Genomic DNA, 24,543 nt, shown 5'->3' on the forward strand with positions numbered 1-24,543 from the left:
GCTGGTCCGCGGCGCTCAGCGGGCCGGCAGCACCTCGGCCATCACGCGCAACGTGTTGCCGCCCATGATCGCCCGGATCTCGTCGTCGCTGCGGCCGCGGTCGCGCAGCTCCTGTGTGACCACAGCGATCTCGCTGGTGTCCCATGCGACCGTGGTCGCTCCGTCGTAGTCGCTGCCCAGCGCCGCTGTGGCGAGGCCGCCCACCTCGATCACGTGCTCGATCGCATCGACCACCGCGGCCGGGGTCAGCTCGCACACGGCCGCGTCCCAGTAGCCGATTCCGACGACGCCCCCGGTGGCCGCAACCCCGCGGATCTCGTCGTCGGTGAGGTTGCGGTTGACGTCGCAGGTGGCCTGCACGCCGCCGTGGCTCGCGACCACGGGCCGCGTCGCACGCTCGAGCATCTCCTTGATGGCGGGGTGGCTGGCGTGGGCGATGTCGACGATGATGCCGCGCCGTTCCATCTCCGCGAACACCGTCCGCCCGAGATCGGTCAGGCCGCCCTTGACCTCGCCGTGCATCGAGCCGGACGCCTCGTTGTCGAAGAAGTGGGTGAACCCCGCCATCCGCATCCCGGCGTCGTAGAGCGCGTCGAGGTTTTCGGCCTTGCCCTCGAGGTTCTGCAGGCCTTCGACCGAGAACAGGGCGCCGGTCACGTTCTGTCCCGCCGCGCGGTCCGCGAGCAGAGTCGCGAGTTCGTCTCGTGTCTTCACGAACCGGAGCTGGCCGTCCGAGTCCGCGGCCGCGTTCTCGAGCTTCTCCGCGTGATAGAGCGATCGCTCGAGAAGGGAGCCCCAGGTCCGCGGCGGCTGTAGCTGGGCGATCGTGAGGAGTTCGATGTTATCGGTCTCGTCCGAGTTGGCGTCGTAGTTCTGGCCCTTCGGCGACTTCGAGACGGACGAGAACACCTGCAATGCCACGTTGCCGTCCTGGAGTCGAGGCAGGTCCATGTGCCCGCGACCGGATCGCTTCAGGAGGTCGCGATCCCACATCAGGGTGTCCGAGTGCATGTCCGCGATCTGCAGACTGTCGTGGAGGCTCTGCGTCTGCGCGGTCACCTCCGGCAGATCCGCGGGCACGACCTTGTTCATGCTTCGCTCGATGGCACCGGGCGCGATGGTGAAGAAGCCGACGAGCGCCACGACGATCAGGACCAGGGAACCGAGCAGGACGCGACGGGGCCACTTGCGCTTCGGGGACGACATGCCGCGAATCCTAAGGTGTGCGAACCAGTTTGATCGAGTGTTCTGGGATCTCGCACGGATGCCGCCGCCCCGAGCGCGGGGCGGCGGCACCCTCGGGGCTACTCGGCCAGCTTGGCGACCGCCTGCGCCCACAGGAAGAACTTGTTGGTGCCGAGGTCAGCCACGGTGGTGATGTTGAAGGCCGCCTTGAGGTGTTCGGCGTCGGATTCGCTGACTCCCTGAAGGGCGGCGACCGGAGCCTTGGCCAGGTCCTCGATGGACTTGGATTCCCATTCCTTGTCGAACTTGTTCGCGATTCCCGCCACTGTGACCTCCATCTGAGTTGGAACTTCACGGTCGGCGCACCGAAACACGGCACTCGGATTGCGCCAGGGCTCAGTCAATACCCCTTCGGGTGCGGTGTACATCACCGCGGCCGGAGTGTTTCGCATGGTTGTGGAGCGCGAGGGTGTCATGGAGGACCCGCAGCCTTCCCTAGACTGTTCGTGACGTCGGACCCGACATGACGAGAACCGTGGGAGCAGATTCGTGAGTATTCAGCCCGTTCGCCTGTTCGGCGATCCCGTACTGCGAACCCGCGCGGACGAGGTGGTCGACTTCGATCGGGAACTGCACAAGCTCGTCGCGGACCTCGAGGACACCATGTACGACGAGGGAGGCGCCGGTATCGCGGCCCCGCAGATCGGCGTGAGTCTGCGGGTGTTCGCCTACAACTGCGGCGGCGCCGCGGGACACCTGATCAACCCGACCGTTCGCGTGATCGGCGACGAGGTGCAGACCGGGGTCGAGGGATGCCTGTCGATTCCCGGCGTGCGGGCCGAGTGCACGCGGTCGATGAACGCCGTCGCAACGGGGTTCTCGAAGTACGGCGAACCGATCACCATCGAGGGCACCGGGATCCTGGCCAGGTGTTTCCAGCACGAGACCGATCATCTCGACGGGGTCCTGTTCCTGGACCGGCTGGACCAGGAGGCCAGGAAGGACGCCATGCGCACGATCCGTCAGTCACAGTGGTTCGGTGCCAAGGAGCCGGCACAGGCCGGTCCGTTCGGCAGGACCGGGACGGTGCGCTGACATGCGGATAGTCTTCGCCGGTACCCCGGAGCCGGCCGTGCCGTCACTGGCGCGGTTGCTGAAGTCGTCCCGGCACGAGGTGGTCGCGGTCGTGACCAGGCCGGACGCCGTCGCCGGTCGGGGCAGGAAGGTCGCTCGGTCGCCGATCGGGCAGCTCGCCGACGAACACGGCATCGAGGTGCTCACCCCGGCGCGAGCCTCCGACCCGGAGTTCCTCGATCGGCTGCGCGCCCTCGAGCCGGACTGCTGCCCGGTGGTCGCCTACGGCGCGCTGCTGCCGCGACCGGTGCTCGACGTGCCCCGGCACGGCTGGGTGAACCTGCACTTCTCCCTGCTGCCCGCGTGGCGTGGCGCGGCGCCCGTGCAGGCGGCGATCGCCGCGGGTGACGACATGACCGGCGCGAGCGCCTTCCTGCTGGAAGAGGGACTCGACACCGGACCGGTGTTCGGGGTGATGACCGAGCGCATCCGCGCCGACGACACCGCGGGCGGGCTGCTTGGCCGGCTCGCGGACGGTGGCGCCGTGCTGCTCGAGTCCGTGCTCGACGGCATCGAGGACGGCACCGCAACGGCGGTGCCCCAGCCGACCGAGGGCGTGTCGCATGCGCCGAAGGTGACCGTCGAATCGGCCAGGATCCGATGGGATCAGCCCGCGCAGGCGGTCGATCGACTTGTCCGGGCGGTCACCCCCGCGCCCGGTGCATGGACGCAGGTGGGGGAGCTGCGGCTCAAGGTCGGCCCGGTGCAGGTTACCGAGGAGACGCTCGAGCCGGGACAATTCCTGGTCCGCAAGGACGGCTGCTATGTCGGAACCGCGACGACCGCGGTCCGGCTGAGTCAGGTTCAGCCACAAGGTAAGAAGGCCATGGCGGCCGCCGATTGGGCGCGGGGAGCGCGCCTGGACCCCGAGGTGCGTGCACTGTGACCGAATCCCGTAGGCCCGCACGAGGAAAGCGTGATCAGTCGCGCGGCGGCGACAAGCCGGGCGCGAAGGGCGGCCCGAACACCCGGCCGCGTCAGGCCGGCAGGCCCGACCCGTCCGCGAGCGGGGTCGATCGGCCCCGGATCGCGGCCCGCGACGTGCTGCGCGCCGTGCGCGAGCGCGACGCCTACGCAAACCTGGTGCTGCCCGGTCTGCTTCGCGACAGGAAAATGGACGGCCGGGACGCGGCCCTGGCGACCGAACTCGCCTACGGGGCCTGCCGGGCGCAGGGCCTGCTGGACGCCGTCATCGCGAGCGGCGCGGGACGGCCGATCGACGAGATCGACGGACCGCTGCTCGACGTGTTGCGCCTCGGCGCCTACCAGTTGCTGCGCACCCGGGTCGCCCCGCACGCGGCGGTCGCCACCTCGGTCGACCTGGTCCGCAGCGAATTCGGCGGCGGCAAGGCCGGTTTCGTGAACGCGGTGCTGCGCCGGGTGGCCGAGAAGAGCGAGGAGCAGTGGGTGTCCGAGCTCGCGCCCGATGCGAGCTCGGACCCGGTGGGACACCTGGCCTTCGAGTACGCGCATCCGGTATGGATCGCGCAGGCGTTCGCCGATGCGCTCGGCCAGGACGCAGGCGAGATCGAGCGGGTGCTGGCGGCGGACGACGCTCGGCCGTCGGTGCATCTGGTGGCGCGACCGGGGGAGATCTCGGCGGAGGAGCTCGCCCTGGTGACGGGGGGCGAGATCGGTCCCTACTCGCCGTACGCGGTGCACCTCGACGGCGGCGACCCCGGCCAGCTCGACGCGGTACGCGAGGGCCTCGCGGGTGTGCAGGACGAGGGCAGTCAGCTCGTGGCCCGGGCGCTGGCGCTGGCGCCGCTGCTCGGCGCCGACGGTGGACGCTGGCTCGACCTGTGCGCGGGACCGGGCGGCAAGGCGGCGCTTCTCGGCGCCCTCGCCGACATCGAGGGCGCGCGTCTGGACGCCGTCGAACCGGCGGAGCACCGGGCGGACCTGGTCCGCAAGACGACCAAGGGCCTGCCCGTGGACGTACACGTCGCGGACGGTCGGGAACCCGGCCTCGCGCCCGGATTCGACCGGGTGCTGGTGGACGCGCCGTGCACCGGCCTCGGCGCGCTGAGGCGTCGCCCCGAGGCGCGCTGGCGCCGTCAGCCCACCGATGTGGCGGCGCTGGTCAAGCTGCAGCGCGAGCTCCTGGCGTCGGCGATCTCGCTGGTCCGCCCGGGTGGGGTGGTCCTCTACTCGACGTGCTCCCCGCACCTGTCGGAGACCGTCGGAGTGGTGGCCGACGCGGTCCGCAGGCACGGTGTCGTCGCGCTGGACACCAGGGAACTGGTGCCGGGGGTGCCCGAGCTGGGTGACGGTCCCGGCGTGCAGCTGTGGCCGCACCGGCACGGCACCGACGCGATGTTCATGGCGGCGCTGCGCAAGCCGGAGTGACCGGACCTGGTCAGCAGCAGTTCGGGTCGAGCACGAGGCGAAGCGCCTCGAGCGAGTCGGCGCGGGCGCGGTAGTAGACGTTCATGCCGCGCCTCGTCGACTCGACCATGCCCGCCTTCTTCAGCTGGGCGAGGTGGTGGCTGGCCGTGGACTCGGTCAGCTCGATCGCCGTGGCGAGGTCGCAGGTGCAGACCCCGTCGTCGGTACTGGTGAGCAGGATCGACATGAGCTTGATCCGGGTCGGGTCGGCGAGCGCCTTGAGTCGGAGCGCCACATGCAGCGCGGCCTCGTCCGTCATCCGGCCCGCCGCGACCGGGGCGCAGCAGATCGGTGCGGACACATCCAGCAACGGCAGGGCCTTGGGCATGACAACCATCATGCCAGTCTCTTGACATATGTCAAAAAGGTGCCACAGTGGTAGGTGAGTAATTCGATATATGTCTCACCCATGGAGGTTCTCATGTCCCGCGTACAGCTCGCCCTCAACGTCGACGACCTGACCGAATCGGTCGCGTTCTACTCGAAACTGTTCAACACCGAACCGGCCAAGCTGCGCGAGGGCTACGCGAACTTCGCGATCGCCGAGCCGCCGCTGAAGCTGGTGCTGCTGCAGAACCCCGGCAAGGGCGGCAGCATCAATCACCTTGGCGTCGAGGTGGAATCGAGCGAGATCGTGCACGGGGAGATCGCCCGGCTCACCGGCGAGGGCCTGTTCACCGACGAGGAGATCGGCACCACCTGTTGCTTCGCGACCCAGGACAAGGTGTGGGTCACCGGTCCCGCGGGCGAGAAGTGGGAGGTGTACACGGTGCTCGCCGACAGCGAGACCTTCGGCACCGGACCGTCCTCGCTCGAGATGGCTGCGAGCGGCGCGCCCGCGGGCGGCGTGTGCTGCACCTCGTCGTCGGCGGACGAACCCGCGCCCGCGCAGGGCTCCTGCTGCTGAGCTGACCTGACCGGCCGGTTCAGGACACCGCGGCCGGCGCTCCAGTCGCGTGGATGGAGCGCCGGCTCAACAGCGCCGCGGCGAGGAAGCACAGCGCACCGAGGAAGGTGCCCAGGTTCGCCCAGAACAGGCTGACGAGGTCGCCGCTCGTGGGTAGCGCGTACGCGCCGACCGCCGACAGTCCGAAGAAGACCGAGCCGACCATGTTGAGCCAGGTGCCGTGCCACGTGCGGGCGCGCTTGTCCCACAGGGTGTGGCGATCCCTCGTGGCCACGACCGCCAGGCCACTGGAAACCAGGAAGCAGATCGATCCGAAGGCGTCGGGCCGCCAGCCGTCCGACAGGTGTGCATCGGCGTCCATGGCCGTGACCAGGGCCTCCGTCGTGCTCACGTTGAAGCAGAGCGTGCCCGCGAACTGGATGGCGGCGGCCCACCAGTCCGCCCGGTCCGCGGGGTTCGTGGCGCGCCGAGGCGGCTGCCTGCCGCTGAGGGCGAGCTGGATCAGGGCGGCGAGGGTGAAGAAGATGGCGCCGACGAAGAACGTGAGGTTGGTGGCCACGGGGCCGGCCGCCTCGGCGTACTGCGGCACCGCCCCGACGGCGAAGAAGATCGATCCGATGGCGAATCCCCATGCCTCGCGGCGGAGGCGAATGATGCGGTCGCGCGTCACGGTTCGAGCGTAACTTCCCGTTTGTCCAAGCCAAGGGGGTTTGGGCGGGCGCATGCTGACTTCATGCACACCTGGGAAGACGTCGTCGACATCGCACAGCGCCTGCCGGAGGTCGAGGTGTCCACCTCGTACAACACCCCCGCGCTCAAGGTCGGCGGCAAGGGGTTCGCGCGGCTGCGCAGCGAGGCCGAGGGCGGGCTGATGTTGCTGTGCGCCCCCGAGGAGAAGGAGGCGTTGCTGGCCTCCGGCGACCCGGCGTTCTTCACGACGCCGCATTACGACGGCTACGGCGCGATTCTCGTCGACCTGGATCGGGTGGATCGGCAACAGCTGATCGAACTCGTGGCCGAGGCCTGGCGGATCAGGGCGCCTGCGAGGTTGCGTAAGCGCCACGTCGAAGAGGCTTCGCGAACCAACTGAGGTGGGCCCCTGCGGCTCACCCGATGATCGCGCAGCGGGCGGTGAACGAGTAGTCGGCTACTGGTGCCTTTCGGCGGGACGAGGGGCAGAGTTGATACCACTCCGAGAACGCCCTTTCGATCTGAGTAATCCGCTACGGAGGCTCCGATGAATAGTCCGGATCCAGCAGTATCAGGGCCGCTGATGGATGAGTGCGATGTCTGCATCGTCGGCGCGGGGATCGCCGGGCTGAATGCAGCAGCGGTCGCATCACATTACCTGTCGCGCGACCACAAGATCATTCTGATCGACCGACGACACCGGTCCGGCGGGATGTGGGTCGACACGTACCCGTACGTTCGGTTGCACCAACCCCACCCACTGTTCACCGCCGGAAACATCAAATGGACGTTGGGCCGAGAGAGATCGTATTTGGCTGCCAAGCCCGAGGTGCTCGATCACTTCACGCATTGCCTCGACGTCATCAAGGAACGGGTTCGGGTTGTCGAGTACTTTGGGTGGACCGTCGACTCCAATACTGAGTCGGCGGATGGCAACCGAATCATTGCGCAAGCGGAAACGGGACAACGCCTTACGATAATCGCAAAGCGCGTCATCATGGCGAATGGCTTCGGGATCGTCCCCAACGAACCGCTGTCGGTGTCGAGTGAACAGATTCACTCTGTATCGCCCGACTTCTTCGATATTCGATGCAAGGAGATGCATGAAAGCGATACGCCGATCTGGATCGTCGGCGGCGGAAAGACAGCAATGGACACTGCCTATGCAGCGGTGACCGAATATCCCGGTAGGGAAGTCAACATCATCGCCGGCGCCGGAACCTACTTCACCGACCGGGACCGTGTAATACCCCACGGTGTCCGACGGTTGTGGAAGGGAACGCTGCCAACTCGATTGTTCAATGACACCGCTCTTCGATTCGATGGGACCAACGAGGACGAGGTCAGAGAATGGTTCCAGGAAACTCACGGACTCGAACCGATCCACCCATCGCGACAGTTCCTGAATGGACTGCTCTCGGAATCGGAAGCCGCAACGATCACGTCCGGACTCAACATCGTCGACATGGAGTACTTCGACGACGCGATCGACAAACCCGAAGGGCTCGAACTGATATATCGCAGTGGAGCGACGAGGCTCGTGCAGCAAGGAAGCTGGCTGGTGAACTGCTCCGGCTATGTTCTCCGAACGGAGACGGAATACGAGCCCTACGTTTCGACTCACGGCACGACGCTGTCGATCAACACGCGATCGGCGACGATCGGTTTCACATCCTTCGCCAGCTATTTCCTGACCCATCTGATGTTCCTCGGCAAGCTCGACGACACACCGCTCTACGAGCTGGATGCCGAAGATCTGAGGCGCAAGTCCAAAGAGGCCTTGACCTGGACTGTGCTCGCGCTCGGTCAGTACAACCTCAGCCTCATCTTCGACGCCGTCCCCAGCAAGGTCTTCCTGGACTGTGGTCTCGATTTCGATCGCTGGTACCCCATTCAGCGCAGGATGCTCGGAACCCTCCGATACATGCGGACGCATCACAGGGACCGCGAACACCATCGGCAGACACTTGACGCCGTTCGTGAGCGCTTCGACGTCAGATGCGGGCCCCTCGGTCCATAGGCGGTCAACGCGTCGAGTCCGGCCGACACGCAAACAACCGCGCCGCAAGCGCCACGGCGAGGTGGGTTCGCGCACCAACTAAGCTGGCCACTTGTGGCTCACCCGATGATCGCTCCGTCCATTCTTTCCGCAGACTTCGCCCGGCTCGCCGAAGAGGCCGCCGCCGTGGCCGGCTCCGACTGGCTGCACGTCGATGTCATGGATGCGCATTTCGTGCCGAACCTGACGCTCGGGCTCCCGGTCGTGCAGAGCCTGCTCAAGGCGACCGACATCCCGCTCGACTGCCACCTGATGATCGACAACCCCGGCCGCTGGGCGCCGCCGTACGCGGAAGCGGGTGCGCACAACGTCACCTTCCACGCCGAGGCCACGGACGATCCGATCGCCGTCGCGCGCGACATCAGGGCGGCGGGCGCGAAGGCGGGCCTCAGCGTCAAGCCCGGCACCCCGATCGAGCCCTACCTGGAGATCCTCAAGGAGTTCGACACCCTGCTCGTGATGAGCGTCGAGCCCGGCTTCGGTGGGCAGTCCTTCATGGCGGAGGTGCTGAGCAAGGCGCGCGCGGTGCGCAAGCTGGTCGACTCCGGTGAGCTGACCCTGCTGGTCGAGATCGACGGCGGAATCAACACCGACACCGTCGAGGCGGCGGCGGAGGCGGGCGTCGACTGCTTCGTCGCCGGCTCCGCCGTCTACGGGGCATCGGACCCGGCCGAGGCCGTTCGCGCGCTGCGCGCGCAGGCCGCGTCCGCCTCTCCCCACCTGACCCTGGCCCACTAACGTGCCCGGTCCGCGCCGCGACCCCTCCTCGGAGCCGACCGCGTCCGAGGCGGCGGCGCTACGGCTCGCTGTCGATGCAGCCGAGCGGGTGCGCGGGACCACCAGCCCCAATCCGCCGGTCGGCGCTGTGATCCTCGACGAGAGCGGCGCGGTCGTCGGTGTCGGGGCGACCAGCCCGGTCGGCGGACCGCATGCCGAGGTGATGGCGCTGCGCGCCGCGGGAAGCCGGGCACGGGGCGGCACCGCGGTGGTCACCCTCGAGCCGTGCAACCACCAGGGCCGGACCGGCCCCTGTGCGCTCGCCCTTATCGAGGCCGGGGTGTCCCGGGTGCTCTTCGCGGTGGACGATCCCCATCCGCAGGCCGCGGGCGGTGCGCAGACCCTGCGATCGGCTGGGGTCGACGTGCTGCCCGGTTTCGGCGCCAGGGAAGTCGAACTCGGGCCGCTGCGCGCCTGGCTGCACCGCCAGCGCACCGGCCGTTCCCATGTCACCTGGAAGTTCGCCGCGAGCCTCGACGGCCGCAGCGCGGCGGCCGACGGCACCAGCCAGTGGATCACCGGCCCCGAGGCCAGGGCGCGGGTACACCGGGAGCGCGCCAAGCTGGACGCCATCGTGGTCGGCACCGGCACCGTCCTCGCCGACGACCCGTGGCTGACCGCCCGCGATCCGGACGGCGGCCTCGCCGATCACCAGCCGGTGCGAGTGGTGGTGGGGGAGCGTGAGATCCCGGCGTCGGCCCGGGTGCTCGACGATGCGGCGCCGACCCTGGTGCTGCGGACCCGCGACCCCCGCGAGGTGGTCGAGGCGCTGGCGGATCTTCCCGACGTCCTGCTCGAGGGCGGACCCCGTCTGGCCGGTGCGTTCCTCGAGGCGGGATTGGTGGACCGGATCCTGGCGTTCCTCTCACCGGTACTGCTCGGCGCGGGGGCCGCCGCCGTAGAGGATGCTGGGGTCACGAACATCGCGCAGGCCCTCCGTTTCCACCGGGAGTCCGTCGAGACGCTGGGGCCGGATCTGCTGCTGAGCCTGACGCCCGGCGATCGCGGTGTGCGAGCCGAGGACGAGAATGAACAGAACAGCACCAACAACTGAGGAGCGGACTGAAGTGTTCACCGGGATCGTCGAAGAACTGGGTGAGATCGTCGCCAAGGAGGACCTGGCCGATGCCGCCCGCTTCACCGTGCGTGGCGCGCTGGTGACCTCCGATGCCGGGCACGGCGACTCGATCGCGGTCAACGGCGTCTGCCTGACCGTGGTGGAGGTGCTCGGCGGCGACTCCTTCACCGCCGACGTGATGGCGGAGACGCTGAACCGCTCCAGTCTCGGCGCGTTGGACGTCGGCAGCCGGGTGAACCTGGAGCGGGCCGCGGCGCTGAACAGCCGTCTCGGCGGCCACCTGGTGCAGGGTCACGTCGATGCCACCGGGTCCGTCATCAGCCGGTCACCGTCGGAGAACTGGGAGGTCGTCCGGATCTCGTTGCCCGACTCGATCGCCCGCTACGTGGTGGAGAAGGGCTCGATCACCGTCGACGGAGTCTCGCTGACGGTGTCCGCCCTCGGTCGGGACGAGGACGGTGGCGAGTTCTTCGAGATCTCGCTGATCCCCACCACCCTCGAGATGACCACCCTCGGCGGTGCCGCCCCCGGCACCCCGGTGAACCTGGAGGTGGACGTGATCGCGAAGTACGTCGAGCGTCTGCAGACCGCCGGCCGGTAGCCGAGTTTCGGGCCCGAGGAGTCGGGGTCGTACTGTTGAGGTGCACTTACGGGTGCACGGAGAGCTATTCATGACTTTGATGGAGCGCACCACGTGACCAGGTTCGACAGTATCGAGCGCGCAGTCGCCGATATCGCCGCAGGCAAGGCCGTCGTCGTCGTCGATGACGAGGACCGCGAGAACGAGGGCGACCTCATTTTCGCCGCCGAGAAGGCGACCCCGGAGCTGGTGGCCTTCATGGTCCGCTACACCTCCGGCTACCTCTGCGTCCCGCTCGACGGCGACGACTGCGACCGGCTCGGCCTGCCGCCGATGTTTTCCAGCAACCAGGACAAGCACGGCACCGCGTACACGGTGACGGTCGACGCCAAGGAAGGCATCGGCACCGGCATCTCGGCGTCCGACCGCGCCGCCACGATGCGCCTGCTCGCCGACCCGAACTCGGGCGCGAGCGACTTCACCCGTCCCGGCCACGTGGTGCCGTTGCGCGCCAAGGAGGGCGGGGTGCTGCGCAGGCCCGGCCACACCGAGGCGGCCGTCGACCTGGCCCGGATGGCCGACCTGCGCCCCGCGGGCGTCATCTGCGAGATCGTCAGCCAGAAGGACGAGGGCCACATGGCCCAGACCGACGAGCTCAGGGTCTTCGCCGACGATCACAACCTGGCCATGATCTCGATCGCGGATCTCATCGCCTGGCGCCGCAAGCACGAGAAGCACGTGGTGCGGATCGCCGAGGCGCGGATCCCGACCAACCACGGCGAGTTCAAGGCCGTCGGCTACCAGAGCATCTACGACGAGGTCGAGCACGTTGCCCTCGTGCGCGGCGACCTGGCCGGTCCGGACGGCGACGGCAGCGACGTGCTGGTCCGTGTGCACTCGGAGTGCCTGACCGGCGACGTGTTCGGCTCGCTGCGGTGCGACTGCGGCCCGCAGCTCGACGCGGCGCTCGACATGGTCGCCCAGGAGGGCCGAGGCGTCGTCCTGTACATGCGCGGTCACGAGGGCCGGGGCATCGGCCTGATGCACAAGCTGCAGGCGTACCAGCTGCAGGACGCGGGATCCGACACCGTCGACGCGAACCTGGAACTCGGGCTGCCCGCCGATGCCCGCGACTACGGCATCGGCGCGCAGATCCTCGTCGATCTCGGCATCTCGTCCATGCGGCTGCTGACGAACAACCCGGCCAAGCGGGTCGGGCTGGACGGCTACGGCCTGCAGATCACCGAACGGGTGCCGATGCCGTTGCGCGCCAACGCCGAGAACCTCACCTACCTGCGCACCAAGCGGGACCGCATGGGTCACGACCTGATCGGCCTCGACGACTTCGAGACCGGGGGCGCGGTATGAGCGGCGAGGGGCTGCCACAGCTCCAGCTCGACGAGGCGAAGGACCTCAAGCTGGCGATCGTGGCCGGGCAGTGGCACGCCGAGATCTCCGAGGCCCTCATCGCGGGCGCGCAGCGGGTGGCCGAGCAGGCCCACCTCGAGGACGTCACGCTCGTCCGCGTCGCCGGTGCCATCGAGCTGCCGGTGGTGGCGCAGGCGCTGGCCCGCACCCACGACGCGGTGGTCGCGCTCGGCGTCGTGATCCGCGGCGGCACCCCGCATTTCGAGTACGTGTGTGACGCCGTCACCGCAGGCCTCACCCGGGTCTCCCTCGACGAGAGCACCCCGGTCGGCAACGGGGTGCTCACCACGGACACCGAGCAGCAGGCCAGGGACCGCTCCGGCCTCCCCGGCTCCGTCGAGGACAAGGGCGGTCAGGCCTGTGCCGCCGCGCTCGACACCGCGGTGACGCTCCGTCATCTGCGTCAGCCCTGGACCGAGCAGTCGTTCCGATGAGCGCGTGGGAGATGGACGTACGGTCCAAGCGGTCCGCCCGCTACGCGATGGCGGTCGCGGCCGTGTTCGTGCTGGTGTTCGTCGTGCTCGCGGTGCTGCTGCGCAGCTCGGCGACGGGTGTCTACTTCCGGCTGATCGATCAGTTGGCGATGGTCTGCATCGGCGGGATCCTCGCGGGCGGCGCGCTGCTGCTGACCCGCCCGCGGCTGCGCGCGAACGCCGAGGGCGTCTCGGTGCGCAACGCGTTCACGGAGCGGTTCGTCGAGTGGGATCTGGTGCGTGGCCTGACCTTTCCTGACGGCGCGGCCTGGGCGCGGATCGAGCTGCCCGACGACGAGTACATCCCGGTGATGGCGATCCAGGCGAACGACCGCGGGTACGCCGTGGACGCGGTCAGGAGTTTCCGCGACCTCGAGTCGAAGTACGCGCAGGCGGACGCCGAATAGGTCGGGGCGGCACGATCTTCGGACGTGGGAACCGGCGACACATCCGAAACGGTGTGTCGCATCCCACGTCCGGATCGGCCCGAGTTCACGCGGCCGTGACCTTCTGGCGCCCCGGACCCCGCTAATCTGGATCGAGTCAAGCACCGCGAATTCGAGACCGCTCGAATCGGGTGCCCGACTCGATTGCATTGGAGGTCCCGTGGAAATCCTCCTCGTCCTCGCATGCGGCCCGATCATCATGGCCGCCATCTACGTCGCGATCAGCGCGGTCTACTTCGTCGAGCTCCGTCGGCTCGACCGCTCCCGCGCCGCCGTGACCGCAACGCCGCAGCCGTCCGCGTGTCAGCCGTCCCAGCGACTGGCGGACCTCCGTCGGGCCGACGGTCGCCGCGCCCCCGCGGGGCGGGGCAACCGCCCGCACGCGTCGAATCGGCGGCTGGTCTCCACCTCCGTGTAAGTGGCTGCGCGCCGGGGACTTCGACGTGCCCGGTGGTCGAGGCCACTCCTACCCGGTGACGTCGCCGGTCACCGCGCCCTCCCTGCGCGGGTCCGCGCCGCCGATCCAGCCCTCGTCGTGACGCCCAAGCACGCTCAGCCCACTCGATTGCGGTTCCGTCGAAACCTGATGGCCCATCTCGGTCAACGCCCGCACCAGTGGGTCGGTGGCGCCGTTGTCGGCCGCCTCGATGTTGGGGTGCTCGCCGCCGACGTTCGTCGTCGGTGTGTTCGCCGCGCCGAAATCGACCATCGACACGGCCTGTTGCGGGTCGAGGTCCCAGTCGAGCATGCCCACCAGCGTCTTGACCACGAACTGGATGATCACGGAGCCGCCGGGGGACCCAACGGCAAGGAGCACCTCGCCGCGGTGCCCGTTGCCCCGCTCGAACACCAGGGTCGGGGCCATCGAACTGCGCGGCCGCTTTCCCGGTTCCACCCGGTTGGCGAGCGGCGATCCGTCCGGCGCGGTCGGCTGCGCGGAGAAGTCGGTCAGCTGGTTGTTGAGCAGGAAGCCGTCGACCATGTGGAACGAGCCGAACGCCGACTCGATGGTGGTGGTCATGGCCGCGATGTTGCCGTACCGGTCGGCCACGGTGATCTGGCTGGTGCCGTGGTCGTTGCCCGGCTGGGTACCCATTGCGACCGGGCCGAAGTCGCCGGGCTGGGCGGTGCCCATGCTCCGGCGCGGGTCGATCAGCGCCGAACGGCCGCGCAGGTAGTCCGGATCGATCAGGGTCTCGGGGGAGTTGCCCGGCAGCGGCACGAAGTCCGAGTCGGCGACGTACTTGTCCCGGTCGGCATAGGCCAGCCGCTCCGCCTCGGCGATCAGGTGCACACCGGTGGCATCGGGTTCGCCGCCGTCCGCGTCAAGCGCCGTCGGCTGGTATGCCGACAGGTCGAAGTTGCTCAGGATCCCCAGCGCGGCGGCCACCGCGGTGCCGCCCGACGACGGGCTCGGCATCCCGCACACCTCGCGGCCCCGGTAGTCCGTACACAGCGCGGTGCGCTTCTTGGCCTGGTACCCCGCGAGGTCCGCGGTGGTCATCGCGCCGGGTGTGCGACCCCCGCTGGGGTCGTCGGTGGCCGCCACGATGGCCTCGGCGACGGGCCCCGTGTAGAACGCGTCGGCGCCCTCCGCGGCGATCGCCCCCAACGTCTTCGCCATCGCCGGGTTCGTCAGCACGGTGCCCTCCGGTTTCGGTGACCCGTCCGGGCCGAGGAAGTACTCCCGCGCATCCTCGTCCACGGCCAGGTCCCTGGCCGAGCCGGCGATCGAGCTCGCCATCCGGGGACTGATCTCGACCCCGTTGTCCGCGAGCTCGATCGCGGGCTCGAACAGGGTGTCCCATGCCTGCTTTCCGTGCTCGCGATGGCTCATCTCCAGCATGCGGAGCACCCCGGGGACGCCGATCGAGCGTCCGCTCGCCCGCGCCGAGGGCATCGGCTCGGTCCGGTTGGTGTCGTCGATGAAGCGCAGGTAGTTCTCGGTGGCGGCCATCGGCGCGGTCTCACGTCCGTCGTAGGCCTCGACGGTCCCGGTGGCCGCGTCGTGGTAGAGCAGGAAGGCCCCGCCGCCGATACCCGATGACTGCGGTTCGACGAGGCCGAGCACGGTCTGCGCCGTGATCAGCGCATCCGCGGCGGTACCGCCGTCGTCGAGTACCCGGCAGGCGGCCTCGGTGGCGACGGGGTTCGCGGTGGACACCGCGAACGTGGCCGTCGTGACCGGCGTCATCCCGGCGCGGTACCCGGTGGCGATCTCGGGATGAGTGGACAGGTTCGCGCTGGTGGGCGGCTGGGTCAGGGGTGCGGCGGCGATGGGGGTGCCGTTCGGCACGATGGTGCACGGGCCGGCCGCGCCGTCGTCGGCGGCGGAGCATCCGACCGCCAGCGTCAGGGTCAGGACCGTCGCGGTCGCCGCCGCGAGACGCATCGCGTCGCCTGTGCCCACACCGATCACCCCAGTAACGAGTGGCCTACGTGCCCCGGCTTCCGACGCTAGCAGGCGAACGGGCCCCTCGGTGCGGCTGTCCAGGGTGGTCGGTGGGGACGACTAGCCTGGTGTTGTGCCCGATCCCGCCACCTACCGCCCCGCCCCGGGAACCATTCCGGTGGCGCCCGGCGTCTACAAGTTTCGCGATCCCCACGGCCGGGTCATCTACGTCGGCAAGGCGAAGAGCCTGCGGAGCCGGTTGAGCTCCTACTTCGCGGACGTCGCGTCGCTGCATCCGCGCACCCGGCAGATGGTCACCACCGCGGGGAGCGTGGAGTGGACCGTGGTCGGCACCGAGGTCGAGGCGCTGCAGCTCGAGTACAACTGGATCAAGGAATTCGATCCGCGCTTCAACGTCCGCTACCGGGACGACAAGACCTATCCGGTGCTGGCGGTGACCCTGAACGAGGAGTATCCGCGGCTGTTCGTGTACCGCGGTCCGCGGCGCAAGGGGGTGCGGTACTTCGGTCCGTACGCGCACGCCTGGGCGATCAGGGAGACGCTCGATCTGCTGCTCCGGGTGTTCCCGGCCCGCACCTGCTCGGCCGGTGTGTTCAAGCGGCACAACCAGATCGGCAGGCCCTGCCTGCTCGGCTACATCGACAAGTGTTCGGCCCCGTGCATCGGCCGGGTCAGCGCCGACGAGCACCGGCGCATCGTCGAGGATTTCTGCGACTTCCTGTCCGGGCGCACCGACAAACTGGTCCGGGAGCTCGAGGCGAAGATGCTGCGCGCCTCCGACGACCTGGACTTCGAGAGCGCGGCCCGGCTGCGCGACGATCTCGGGGCGCTGCGCAAGGCGCTGGAGAAGCAGGCCGTGGTGCTCGGCGACGGCACCGATGCCGACGTGGTGGCCTTCGCGGCCGACGAGCTCGAGGCCGCGGTCCAGGTGTTCCACGTCCGGGGCGGCCGGGTGCGTGGTCAGCGCGGCTGGGTGGTCGAGCGCTCGGGTGAGAGTGGATCCGAAGACCTGGTCGAGCAGTTCCTGACCCAGTTCTACGGCGAACAGGCCGCGATGACCGATCAGCCCGGGCTGACCGCGGACAAGACGACCGTGGTGCCGCGCGAGGTCCTGGTGCCGGAGTTGCCGCCGAACGCCGAGGAACTCCAGGTCTGGCTCAGTGGCCTGCGGGGGTCTGGGGTGACGCTGCGGGTGCCGCAGCGCGGCGACAAGAAGGCCCTCGCCGAAACGGTGCAGCGCAACGCCCAGGAGTCGCTCGCGCAGCACAAGCTCCGCAGGGCGGGCGATCTCACCTCGAGATCGGCTGCGCTGCAGGGGATTCAGGAAGCGCTCGACCTCGACCAGGCGCCGCTGCGGATCGAGTGCGTGGACATCAGTCATGTCCAGGGCACCGACGTGGTGGCCTCGTTGGTGGTCTTCGAGGACGGTCTGCCCCGCAAGTCCGACTATCGGCACTACTCGATCAAAGAGGCTGCGGGGGAAGGGCGTTCGGACGATGTGGCCAGCATCGCCGAGGTCACGCGTCGACGTTTCCTGCGGCACGCGGCGGACGTGGCAAGCGCGGACACCGCGGGCCAGACGGACACGGGCAACGGGGGAGACCAGGCACCCGAGGCGGCGCTCGACCCGCAGACCGGCAGGCCGCGGCGGTTCGCCTATCCGCCGAACCTGTTCGTCGTCGACGGTGGCGCCCCACAGGTCGCGGCGGCGGCGGCCGTCCTCGACGAGTTGGGGATCACCGATGTCGCCGTCGTCGGCCTCGCGAAGCGGCTCGAGGAGGTCTGGGTGCCGGGCGACGAGGACCCGGTGATCCTGCCGCGCACAAGTGAATCGCTGTATCTGCTGCAGCGGGTGCGCGACGAGGCACACCGATTCGCGATCACCTTCCATCGCAGCAAGCGCTCGCGCCGGATGACGGCCTCGGCCCTCGATTCCGTCCGTGGGCTCGGCGAGGCCAGGCGCACCGCGCTGGTCACCCACTTCGGGTCGGTGGCCAAGCTCAAGCAGGCGACCGTGGAGGAGATCATCGAGGTGCCCGGGATCGGCGTCACCACCGCGAAGGCGGTGCTGGTCGCGCTCGGAGCCGAACCGGACCCAGCCGCCGCGCAGACACCAATGGACGCGGATGACCCGGTGATGGACGCCGTGGTGGGGGATGATGGTCCCAGCGTGACCGCCACGGCGGCGGGTGAGGGCGAGTTCGGGGGCTCCGACCAGCACGGAAACGGACTGAGGAGGGCGGGAGTCGAGTGAGTGACCTGACCGGACAGGGGGAGTCGGACATGGAGGTGGCGCTGGTCACGGGCCTGTCCGGCGCAGGCATGAGTACCGCGGCGAACGTGCTCGAGGACCTCGGCTGGTACGTCGCGGACAACCTGCCGCCCGAACTGATCTCCCGGATGGTGGATCTGGGGCTCGAACCCGGATCGCGGATCCCCAAGCTCGCCGTCGTGATCGATGTGCGCAGTCGCCGGTTCACCGGCGACCTCGTCTCCGTCATCAAGGAGGTGGAATCGAAGGCGACGCGGACCAGGGTGCTGTTCCTCGAGGCCACCGACCAGGTGCTGGTCCGACGGTTCGAACAGGTCCGACGCAGCCACCCCCTGCAGCAGGAGGGCGTCGACGGCACCCTGATCGAGGGGATCGAGGCCGAACGGGTGCAGCTCGCGCCGGTCAAGGCCGACGCGGACCTGGTGATCGACACCTCGTCGCTCTCGGTGCACGAGCTGCGGCAGAAGATCGAGTCCGCGTTCGGCGGCGAGACGACCGGGGCGATCGCGATCACCGTGCAGTCCTTCGGATTCAAGTACGGGCTGCCGATGGATGCGGATCTCGTGTGCGACGTGCGATTCCTGCCGAATCCGCACTGGATTCCGGAACTGCGCGAACACACAGGGCGGGACGCGGCGGTGAGCGACTACGTCCTCTCCCAGGACGGCGCGAGGGACTACCTGGACACCTACCGGCATTTGTTGGAGTTGACGACCAACGGATACCGTCGGGAAGGCAAGCGTTACATGACAATTGCGGTGGGGTGCACCGGCGGGAAGCATCGGAGTGTGGCAATGACTGAGGCCCTTGCGGGCATGTTGGAGCGGGAGCAGGGTGTGACCGTCAAGGTCGTGCACCGGGACCTGGGGCGCGAATGACGTCCGACTCCTTCGCGGAGGTTCCCGCCGGCCCCACGATCGTTGCCCTCGGCGGCGGTCACGGTCTCTACGCCACCCTCGGTGCCGCGAGGCGGGTGAGCTCCGACGTCACCGCGGTCGTGACGGTCGCCGACGACGGCGGCTCCTCGGGTCGGCTGCGGTCCGAACTCGGCGTGATCCCGCCAGGCGACCTTCGGATGGCGCTGGCCGCCTTGGCGGCGGACACGCCCGAGGTGCGGACCTGGACGGCGACGCTGCAGCACCGCTTCGGCGGTACCGGCGCGCTCGCGGGTCACTCGGTCGGCAACCTCATCCTGGCCGGACTCAGTGAGGTGATGGGCGGCACCGTCGCCGCCCTCGACGAGATGGGCCGGGTGCTCGGCATCCACGGTCGCGTGCTGCCGATGTCCCCGATCGCGCTCGACATCGAGGCCGATGTGGTTGGCCTGGAGAGCGACCCTCGGGTCAGTCGGTGCATCCGAGGGCAGGTGGCAGTCGCCACCACTCCTGGGAAGGTGCGGCGCGTGCGGTTGCTGCCGCCGGATCCGCCGGCCTGCCCGGAGTCGGTCGCCGCCATCGAGCGTGCCGACCTGGTGCTGCTCGGCCCCGGATCCTGGTTCTCCAGCGTCATCCCGCACGTGTTGGTGCCCGAGCTGGTGCAGGCCCTGATGGAGACCCGGGCGCGCAAGACGCTGATCCTCAACCTGGTGGCCGAGCCGGGCGAGACGACGGGTTTCTCCGCGGAGCGGCATCTGCACGTACTGTCCCAGCATGCGCCCGAGCTGACGGTCGACGACATCGTGGTGGACTCGGCGTCGGTGCCGGAGGGCAGCGAACGCGACTATCTTCACCGGGCCGCCCAGCTCCTGGGGGCCGAACTGACCTACGCCGACGTTGCGGACAACGGCGGTGCGACACACCACGCGGGCAAGCTCGCCGCGGTCCTCGACCGCCTCGCGGTGCCGAAGGAACGCCAGACAACCCCCGGAAGGGAGACCACTTCGTGGCAATGACAGCGGAGGTCAAGGACGAGCTGAGCCGGCTTGCGGTGACCCAGGTCTCCGCCCGCAAGGCCGAGGTCTCGTCCCTGCTTCGGTTCGCGGGCGGGCTGCACATCGTCGGTGGGCGCGTGGTGGTCGAGGCGGAGGTGGACCTCGGCAACACCGCGCGCAGGCTCCGCCGGGAGATCTTCGACCTGTACGGCTACTCCTCCGACGTGCACGTGCTCGGCGCGGGCGGGCTGCGCAAGAGCTCCCGCTACATCGTGCGGGTCGCCAAGGAGGGCGAGGCCCTTGCCCGCCAGACGGGTCTGCTGGACCTGCGTGGTCGTCCGGTGCGGGGGCTGCCAGCCCAGGTCGTCGGCGGCAGCGTCGCCGACTCGGAGGCGGCGTGGCGGGGTGCGTTCCTTGCGCACGGTTCGCTGACCGAACCCGGTCGTTCCTCGGCGCTGGAGATCAGCTGCCCTGGCCCGGAGGCGGCGCTCGCACTGGTCGGCGCTGCCCGCAGGCTGGGTGTCGCGGCCAAGGCCAGGGAGGTCCGCGGCACGGATCGGGTCGTGGTGCGTGACGGTGAGGCGATCGGCGCGCTGCTCACCCGGATGGGCGCCCAGGACACGAGGCTGACCTGGGAGGAGCGCCGGATGCGCCGGGAGGTTCGGGCCACGGCGAACCGGCTGGCGAACTTCGACGATGCGAACCTGCGGCGGTCGGCGCGCGCCGCGGTCGCCGCGGCGGCGCGGGTGGAGCGGGCGCTGGAGATCCTCGGTGACGACGTGCCCGATCATCTTGCCGCCGCGGGCAGCCTGCGGGTGCAGCACCGGCAGGCCTCGCTCGAGGAGCTCGGCCAGCTGGCCGAGCCGCCGATGACGAAGGACGCGGTCGCGGGCCGGATCCGTCGCCTGCTGTCGATGGCGGACCGCAAGGCGAAGGACACGGGGATCCCGGACACGGAGTCCGCGGTGACCGCCGACCTGCTGGACGAGGCGTAGCGCAGCGGAGCCGACCATAGACACCGAGGCATAGCGAACCCGGTGTATCGAGGTTCACCCTCGGGCCCGGTGGGTGATCCATCCCACTGGGCCACCTGTCTTTGCGTCCCACGCGGAGCACTAGTGTGGGACGCACATCTGATCGATGAACACTGAGAATGGTCAAAGGAGCGAATTGTGACTGTCCGGGTAGGCGTGAACGGCTTCGGTCGTATCGGACGTAACTTCTTCAGGGCGGTCGATGCGCAGAAGGCGCTCGGCACCACCGACATCGAGATCGTGGCGGTCAACGACCTGACCGACAACGCGACCCTCGCCCACCTGCTCAAGTACGACTCGATCCTGGGCCGTCTGCCGTACGACGTCTCCCTCGACGGCGACGACACCATCGTCGTCGGCGATCAGCGGATCAAGGCGCTTGCGCACCGCGGCCCGCTGGACGAGCTGCCCTGGGGCGACCTGGGCGTCGACGTGGTCGTCGAGTCCACCGGCATCTTCACGGATGCGGCCAAGGCGAAGGGTCACCTCGAGGCCGGCGCCAAGAAGGTCATCATCTCCGCGCCCGCCAAGGGCGAGGACATCACCATCGTGATGGGCGTCAACGACGACAAGTACGACGGCAGCCAGAACATCATCTCCAACGCCTCGTGCACCACCAACTGCCTCGGCCCGATCGCCAAGGTCCTCGATGACGAGTTCGGCATCGTCAAGGGCCTGATGACGACGATCCACGCCTACACCCAGGACCAGAACCTGCAGGACGCCCCGCACAGCGACCTGCGTCGCGCCCGCGCGGCTGCCCTGAACATCGTTCCCACCGGCACCGGTGCGGCCAAGGCCATCGGCCTGGTCCTCCCGCAGCTGCTCGGCAAGCTCGACGGCTACGCGCTGCGGGTTCCGATCCCCACCGGCTCGGTCACCGACCTCACCGCGAACCTGCGCAAGTCGGCCACCGCCGACGAGATCAACGCCGCGATGAAGGCCGCCGCCGAGGGCCCCCTCAAGGGCATCCTCAAGTACACCGACGCGCCGATCGTGTCCTCGGACATCGTCACCGACCCGCACTCGTCGATCTTCGACTCGGGCCTGACCAAGGTGATCGACGACCAGGTCAAGATCGTCTCCTGGTACGACAACGAGTGGGGTTACTCCAACCGTCTGGCGGACCTCATCGGTCTCGTCGCGAAGTCCCTCTGATCCACGTGGCTGTTCAGACACTGAAGGATCTGCTGGACGCCGGGGTCGCGGGCCGCACCGTGCTGGTGCGCTCGGACCTCAACGTCCCGCTGGACAACGGCACGATCACCGATCCGGGCCGCATCATCGCGTCCGCGCCGACCATCCGCACGCTGGCCGAGGCCGGCGCCAAGGTCATCGTGATGGCGCACCTGGGCCGCCCCAAGGGCGAGCCCGACGCGGCGCTGTCGCTGGCCCCGGTCGCGGCCCGGCTCGGCGAGGAGCTCGGACGCAACGTGCAGCTGGCGGGCGATGTCGTCGGACAGGACGCGCTTGCCCGTTCCGAGGGACTCACCGACGGCGACGTGCTCCTGCTGGAGAACGTCCGCTTCGATCCCCGGGAGACCAGCAAGGACGACGCCGAGCGGGAATCCCTCGCCAAGGCGCTCGTGGAGCTGGTCGACGGCGACGGCGCGTTCGTCTCCGACGGATTCGGTGTGGTGCACCGCAAGCAGGCGTCGGTCTACGACGTGGCGAAGCTGCTGCCGCATTACGCGGGCAACCTGGTCGCCACCGAGGTCGAGGTGCTGCAGAAGCTGACCGAGGACTCCGAGCGGCCGTACGCGGTGGTGCTCGGCGGCTCGAAGGTCTCCGACAAGCTGGCCGTGATCGAGGCGTTGGCCACCAAGGCCGACACCCTGGTCATCGGTGGCGGAATGTTCTACACCTTCCTCGCCGCGCAGGGGGTGTCCGTCGGTAACTCGCTGTGCGAGGAGTCGATGATCGACACCTGCAAGTCGCTGCTCGAGCGGTACGCCGACGTCATCCACATCCCGCAGGACGTGGTGATCGCCGACTCGTTCTCCGCCGACGCGGAGTCGAAGACGGTGTCGGTGCTCGAGATCCCGGACGGATGGATGGGCCTCGACATCGGACCGGAGTCGGTGGAGCGCTTCGCGGCGATCCTGTCCGGCGCCAAGACGGTGTTCTGGAACGGGCCGATGGGCGTGTTCGAGTTCGAGAAGTTCTCGGCAGGCACCAAGGGTGTCGCCGAGGCGATCATCGGGGCCACCGGCAGGGGCGCGTTCAGCGTTGTCGGCGGCGGCGATTCCGCGGCCGCGGTGCGGCTGCTCGGCCTGCCCGAGGACGGCTTCTCGCACATCTCGACCGGCGGCGGCGCCTCCCTGGAGTACCTCGAGGGCAAGGCCCTTCCCGGCATCGAAGCGCTGGAGGGCTGAGCGATGGCACGTAAGCCGCTCATCGCGGGCAACTGGAAGATGAACCTCAACCACTTCGAGGCCATCGCCCTGGTGCAGAAGATCGCGTTCTCGTTGCCTGCGAAGTACTTCGACAAGGTCGACGTGACGGTGATCCCGCCGTTCACCGACATCCGCAGCGTGCAGACGCTGGTCGAGGGCGACAAGCTCCTGCTCACCTACGGTGCGCAGGATGTCTCCGCTCACGATGCCGGCGCCTACACCGGCGAGATCAGCGGTGCCATGCTGGCGAAGCTCGGCTGCACCTTCGCGGTGGTCGGCCACTCGGAGCGTCGCACCCTGCACGGGGAGTCGAACGAGACGGTGCTCGCCAAGACCAAGGCGGCGCTGAAGAACGGCCTGACCCCCATCGTGTGCATCGGTGAGGGCCTGGAGATCCGGGAGGCAGGCAACCAGGTGGAGTACAACCTGGAGCAGCTGCGTGGATCCCTCGCCGGCCTGTCCGCGGACGAGATCGCCAAGGTCGTCGTCGCGTACGAGCCGGTGTGGGCCATCGGCACCGGTCGGGTTGCGACTCCTGCGGATGCACAGCAGGTCTGCAAGGCGGTTCGCGGCGAGCTCGCGACGCTGGCGTCGGCCGAGGTCGCTGCGGGCGTTCGCGTCCTCTACGGCGGCTCGGTGAGCGCGAAGAACGTCGGCGAGATCGTCGGCCAGCCGGACGTGGACGGCGCCCTCGTTGGCGGCGCCTCGCTGAAGGCGGACGAGTTCGCGACGCTCTCGGCGATCGCTGCGGGCGGTCCGTTGCCGTGAACGGCACATCGATGCTGCCCTGATCGGGGCGGAACTGATCTGCTGAACAAGTGAACGCCGGTGGGCGCGTGGTCTTCGGATCGCGCGCCCACCGGCGTTTTATGTGTCGCGGAGTAACGTGTACTGCAACGTCGATCAGAGGAGTGTCGGGTGAAGTTCGAGGAGATCCCCGCGGTGAAGAAGATCGGGATCCAGGTGCTGAAGGCGCATCAGTGGGTCTACGAGCGCACGAACGGCCGGATCGGCCACCGGATCCTCGGGGTGCCGTGCCTGCTGCTGGACACCGTCGGCGCGAAGACCGGGCAGGCGCGGGTCAACAGCCTCACCTATGTGCAGGACGGTCGGGACTACGTGGTGGTGGCCTCCAACGGCGGCGCGGCCCGATCGCCCGGCTGGTACTTCAACCTGCGGGCACGTCCGGACGCCTCGGTCCGGGTCGGCACCACCGCGGTTCCGATCACCGCCCGCCTGATCGGTCCGGAGGATGCGGACTACGCGCGACTGTTCGCCGCGGCCGATGCGAACAACGGCGGCCGCTACAGCGGCTACCAGCACCACACCACACGCCCGATCCCGCTGGTCGTGCTCACGCCGCGGTAGCGGAGCGCAGGGACGCAGAACGCCGGTGGGCGCGTGGCTTCGTGC

At 69.0% G+C, this 24,543-nt stretch carries 26 protein-coding genes; 21 read left to right on the forward strand and 5 right to left on the reverse strand.

Features of this window, described 5'->3' with window-relative positions; all coding sequences use genetic code 11:
* Positions 1 to 15: 15 nt before the first annotated feature.
* Both ACWFRB_RS20005 and ACWFRB_RS20010 read right to left on the reverse strand, forming a co-directional pair.
* On the reverse strand, positions 16 to 1,206 hold the full coding sequence (locus tag ACWFRB_RS20005; protein ID WP_452643013.1) for a dipeptidase: 1,191 nt from the start codon (positions 1,204 to 1,206) through the stop codon (positions 16 to 18).
* Between the two features lie 98 nt (positions 1,207 to 1,304).
* Entirely contained in the window at positions 1,305 to 1,511 is a 207-nt protein-coding gene (locus ACWFRB_RS20010; protein ID WP_077043658.1) for a hypothetical protein, read from the reverse strand.
* Between the two features lie 223 nt (positions 1,512 to 1,734).
* Here ACWFRB_RS20010 and def point away from each other — a divergent pair, with 223 nt between their 5' ends.
* From def to ACWFRB_RS20025, 3 genes are read left to right on the forward strand one after another with little or no spacing between them, the layout of a single operon-like run.
* The gene (def, locus tag ACWFRB_RS20015) at positions 1,735 to 2,280 is read left to right on the forward strand and encodes a peptide deformylase (protein WP_452643014.1); all 546 of its coding nucleotides are present in this window, start codon (positions 1,735 to 1,737) and stop codon (positions 2,278 to 2,280) included.
* Between the two features lies 1 nt (position 2,281).
* A complete protein-coding gene (gene fmt / locus ACWFRB_RS20020) occupies positions 2,282 to 3,205 on the forward strand; it encodes a methionyl-tRNA formyltransferase (protein ID WP_452643015.1) in 924 nt (307 codons plus the stop codon).
* A complete protein-coding gene (locus tag ACWFRB_RS20025; protein ID WP_452643016.1) occupies positions 3,202 to 4,668 on the forward strand; it encodes an RsmB/NOP family class I SAM-dependent RNA methyltransferase in 1,467 nt (488 codons plus the stop codon). Before fmt ends, ACWFRB_RS20025 begins: the two co-directional genes overlap by 4 nt.
* 10 nt (positions 4,669 to 4,678) lie before the next feature.
* Here ACWFRB_RS20025 and ACWFRB_RS20030 read toward each other — a convergent pair whose 3' ends face one another.
* Positions 4,679 to 5,035, reverse strand: coding sequence for an Rv2640c family ArsR-like transcriptional regulator (locus ACWFRB_RS20030; protein WP_452643017.1), 357 nt, complete (start codon positions 5,033 to 5,035; stop codon positions 4,679 to 4,681).
* 93 nt (positions 5,036 to 5,128) lie between these two features.
* Between ACWFRB_RS20030 and ACWFRB_RS20035 the strand changes: the two genes are divergently transcribed.
* Positions 5,129 to 5,614, forward strand: a complete 486-nt coding sequence (locus tag ACWFRB_RS20035; protein WP_452643018.1) for an ArsI/CadI family heavy metal resistance metalloenzyme — start codon at positions 5,129 to 5,131, stop codon at positions 5,612 to 5,614.
* Between the two features lie 19 nt (positions 5,615 to 5,633).
* Here ACWFRB_RS20035 and ACWFRB_RS20040 read toward each other — a convergent pair whose 3' ends face one another.
* The gene (locus ACWFRB_RS20040) at positions 5,634 to 6,284 is read right to left on the reverse strand and encodes a hypothetical protein (protein WP_452643019.1); all 651 of its coding nucleotides are present in this window, start codon (positions 6,282 to 6,284) and stop codon (positions 5,634 to 5,636) included.
* Between the two features lie 63 nt (positions 6,285 to 6,347).
* On the opposite strand from ACWFRB_RS20040, the gene ACWFRB_RS20045 reads away from it, so the two are divergent.
* The 9 genes from ACWFRB_RS20045 (at position 6,348) to ACWFRB_RS20085 (ending at position 13,563) form a co-directional block, all read left to right on the forward strand.
* Positions 6,348 to 6,704 carry an MmcQ/YjbR family DNA-binding protein gene (locus ACWFRB_RS20045; protein ID WP_452643020.1) on the forward strand — a complete coding sequence of 119 codons (357 nt, stop codon included), beginning with the start codon at positions 6,348 to 6,350 and terminating at the stop codon, positions 6,702 to 6,704.
* A gap of 147 nt (positions 6,705 to 6,851) precedes the next feature.
* The gene (locus tag ACWFRB_RS20050; RefSeq protein ID WP_452643021.1) at positions 6,852 to 8,324 is read left to right on the forward strand and encodes an FAD-dependent oxidoreductase; all 1,473 of its coding nucleotides are present in this window, start codon (positions 6,852 to 6,854) and stop codon (positions 8,322 to 8,324) included.
* A gap of 93 nt (positions 8,325 to 8,417) precedes the next feature.
* The gene (rpe, locus tag ACWFRB_RS20055; RefSeq protein ID WP_097209880.1) at positions 8,418 to 9,101 is read left to right on the forward strand and encodes a ribulose-phosphate 3-epimerase; all 684 of its coding nucleotides are present in this window, start codon (positions 8,418 to 8,420) and stop codon (positions 9,099 to 9,101) included.
* 1 nt (position 9,102) lies between these two features.
* Positions 9,103 to 10,194 (forward strand): bifunctional diaminohydroxyphosphoribosylaminopyrimidine deaminase/5-amino-6-(5-phosphoribosylamino)uracil reductase RibD, encoded by a 1,092-nt coding sequence (ribD, locus tag ACWFRB_RS20060; RefSeq protein WP_452643022.1) that lies wholly within the window; start codon positions 9,103 to 9,105, stop codon positions 10,192 to 10,194.
* Between the two features lie 13 nt (positions 10,195 to 10,207).
* Positions 10,208 to 10,819 carry a riboflavin synthase gene (locus tag ACWFRB_RS20065; protein ID WP_452643023.1) on the forward strand — a complete coding sequence of 204 codons (612 nt, stop codon included), beginning with the start codon at positions 10,208 to 10,210 and terminating at the stop codon, positions 10,817 to 10,819.
* Between the two features lie 93 nt (positions 10,820 to 10,912).
* Complete coding sequence (locus ACWFRB_RS20070) at positions 10,913 to 12,166, forward strand: bifunctional 3,4-dihydroxy-2-butanone-4-phosphate synthase/GTP cyclohydrolase II (RefSeq protein WP_027499690.1); 1,254 nt, start codon at positions 10,913 to 10,915, stop codon at positions 12,164 to 12,166.
* On the forward strand, positions 12,163 to 12,660 hold the full coding sequence (ribH, locus tag ACWFRB_RS20075; protein WP_397513035.1) for a 6,7-dimethyl-8-ribityllumazine synthase: 498 nt from the start codon (positions 12,163 to 12,165) through the stop codon (positions 12,658 to 12,660). The genes ACWFRB_RS20070 and ribH overlap by 4 nt, the downstream gene beginning before the upstream one ends.
* On the forward strand, positions 12,657 to 13,106 hold the full coding sequence (locus tag ACWFRB_RS20080; protein ID WP_452643024.1) for a PH domain-containing protein: 450 nt from the start codon (positions 12,657 to 12,659) through the stop codon (positions 13,104 to 13,106). The genes ribH and ACWFRB_RS20080 overlap by 4 nt, the downstream gene beginning before the upstream one ends.
* A gap of 199 nt (positions 13,107 to 13,305) precedes the next feature.
* Positions 13,306 to 13,563 carry a hypothetical protein gene (locus ACWFRB_RS20085; protein ID WP_452643025.1) on the forward strand — a complete coding sequence of 86 codons (258 nt, stop codon included), beginning with the start codon at positions 13,306 to 13,308 and terminating at the stop codon, positions 13,561 to 13,563.
* A gap of 48 nt (positions 13,564 to 13,611) precedes the next feature.
* On the opposite strand, the gene ggt is transcribed toward ACWFRB_RS20085, so the two are convergent.
* Positions 13,612 to 15,537, reverse strand: a complete 1,926-nt coding sequence (ggt, locus tag ACWFRB_RS20090) for a gamma-glutamyltransferase (protein ID WP_452643035.1) — start codon at positions 15,535 to 15,537, stop codon at positions 13,612 to 13,614.
* 133 nt (positions 15,538 to 15,670) lie between these two features.
* Between ggt and uvrC the strand changes: the two genes are divergently transcribed.
* The 8 genes from uvrC to ACWFRB_RS20130 all read left to right on the forward strand — a co-directional run bounded on the left by uvrC (position 15,671) and on the right by ACWFRB_RS20130 (position 24,498).
* Entirely contained in the window at positions 15,671 to 17,812 is a 2,142-nt protein-coding gene (gene uvrC / locus ACWFRB_RS20095) for an excinuclease ABC subunit UvrC (protein WP_452643026.1), read from the forward strand.
* Positions 17,813 to 17,841: 29 nt separating this feature from the next.
* Complete coding sequence (gene rapZ / locus ACWFRB_RS20100; RefSeq protein ID WP_452643036.1) at positions 17,842 to 18,708, forward strand: RNase adapter RapZ; 867 nt, start codon at positions 17,842 to 17,844, stop codon at positions 18,706 to 18,708.
* The gene (locus ACWFRB_RS20105) at positions 18,705 to 19,721 is read left to right on the forward strand and encodes a gluconeogenesis factor YvcK family protein (RefSeq protein ID WP_452643027.1); all 1,017 of its coding nucleotides are present in this window, start codon (positions 18,705 to 18,707) and stop codon (positions 19,719 to 19,721) included. The genes rapZ and ACWFRB_RS20105 overlap by 4 nt, the downstream gene beginning before the upstream one ends.
* Positions 19,712 to 20,695 (forward strand): DNA-binding protein WhiA, encoded by a 984-nt coding sequence (gene whiA, locus ACWFRB_RS20110; protein WP_452643028.1) that lies wholly within the window; start codon positions 19,712 to 19,714, stop codon positions 20,693 to 20,695. The genes ACWFRB_RS20105 and whiA overlap by 10 nt, the downstream gene beginning before the upstream one ends.
* Before the next feature lie 177 nt (positions 20,696 to 20,872).
* Complete coding sequence (gap, locus tag ACWFRB_RS20115) at positions 20,873 to 21,892, forward strand: type I glyceraldehyde-3-phosphate dehydrogenase (RefSeq protein WP_077041527.1); 1,020 nt, start codon at positions 20,873 to 20,875, stop codon at positions 21,890 to 21,892.
* Between the two features lie 5 nt (positions 21,893 to 21,897).
* A complete protein-coding gene (locus ACWFRB_RS20120) occupies positions 21,898 to 23,109 on the forward strand; it encodes a phosphoglycerate kinase (protein WP_452643029.1) in 1,212 nt (403 codons plus the stop codon).
* 3 nt (positions 23,110 to 23,112) lie between these two features.
* Positions 23,113 to 23,898 carry a triose-phosphate isomerase gene (gene tpiA / locus ACWFRB_RS20125; protein WP_452643030.1) on the forward strand — a complete coding sequence of 262 codons (786 nt, stop codon included), beginning with the start codon at positions 23,113 to 23,115 and terminating at the stop codon, positions 23,896 to 23,898.
* A gap of 150 nt (positions 23,899 to 24,048) precedes the next feature.
* Entirely contained in the window at positions 24,049 to 24,498 is a 450-nt protein-coding gene (locus ACWFRB_RS20130; RefSeq protein ID WP_452643031.1) for a nitroreductase family deazaflavin-dependent oxidoreductase, read from the forward strand.
* Positions 24,499 to 24,543 lie beyond the last annotated feature (45 nt).

Source organism: Rhodococcus sp. NPDC055112, from assembly GCF_053607505.1.

What these genes read in the sequence shown, in the direction of transcription:
- ACWFRB_RS20080 (WP_452643024.1), top strand. Translation starts at nt 12,657, where the DNA reads ATGAGCGCGTGGGAGATGGACGTACGGTCCAAGCGGTCCGCCCGCTAC.
- fmt (WP_452643015.1), top strand. Translation starts at nt 2,282, where the DNA reads ATGCGGATAGTCTTCGCCGGTACCCCGGAGCCGGCCGTGCCGTCACTG.
- rapZ (WP_452643036.1), top strand. Translation starts at nt 17,842, where the DNA reads ATGGAGGTGGCGCTGGTCACGGGCCTGTCCGGCGCAGGCATGAGTACC.
- tpiA (WP_452643030.1), top strand. Translation starts at nt 23,113, where the DNA reads ATGGCACGTAAGCCGCTCATCGCGGGCAACTGGAAGATGAACCTCAAC.
- ACWFRB_RS20105 (WP_452643027.1), top strand. Translation starts at nt 18,705, where the DNA reads ATGACGTCCGACTCCTTCGCGGAGGTTCCCGCCGGCCCCACGATCGTT.
- ribH (WP_397513035.1), top strand. Translation starts at nt 12,163, where the DNA reads ATGAGCGGCGAGGGGCTGCCACAGCTCCAGCTCGACGAGGCGAAGGAC.
- ggt (WP_452643035.1), bottom strand. Translation starts at nt 15,537, where the DNA reads ATGCGTCTCGCGGCGGCGACCGCGACGGTCCTGACCCTGACGCTGGCG.
- ACWFRB_RS20045 (WP_452643020.1), top strand. Translation starts at nt 6,348, where the DNA reads ATGCACACCTGGGAAGACGTCGTCGACATCGCACAGCGCCTGCCGGAG.
- ACWFRB_RS20030 (WP_452643017.1), bottom strand. Translation starts at nt 5,035, where the DNA reads ATGCCCAAGGCCCTGCCGTTGCTGGATGTGTCCGCACCGATCTGCTGC.
- ACWFRB_RS20050 (WP_452643021.1), top strand. Translation starts at nt 6,852, where the DNA reads ATGAATAGTCCGGATCCAGCAGTATCAGGGCCGCTGATGGATGAGTGC.
- ACWFRB_RS20035 (WP_452643018.1), top strand. Translation starts at nt 5,129, where the DNA reads ATGTCCCGCGTACAGCTCGCCCTCAACGTCGACGACCTGACCGAATCG.
- ACWFRB_RS20005 (WP_452643013.1), bottom strand. Translation starts at nt 1,206, where the DNA reads ATGTCGTCCCCGAAGCGCAAGTGGCCCCGTCGCGTCCTGCTCGGTTCC.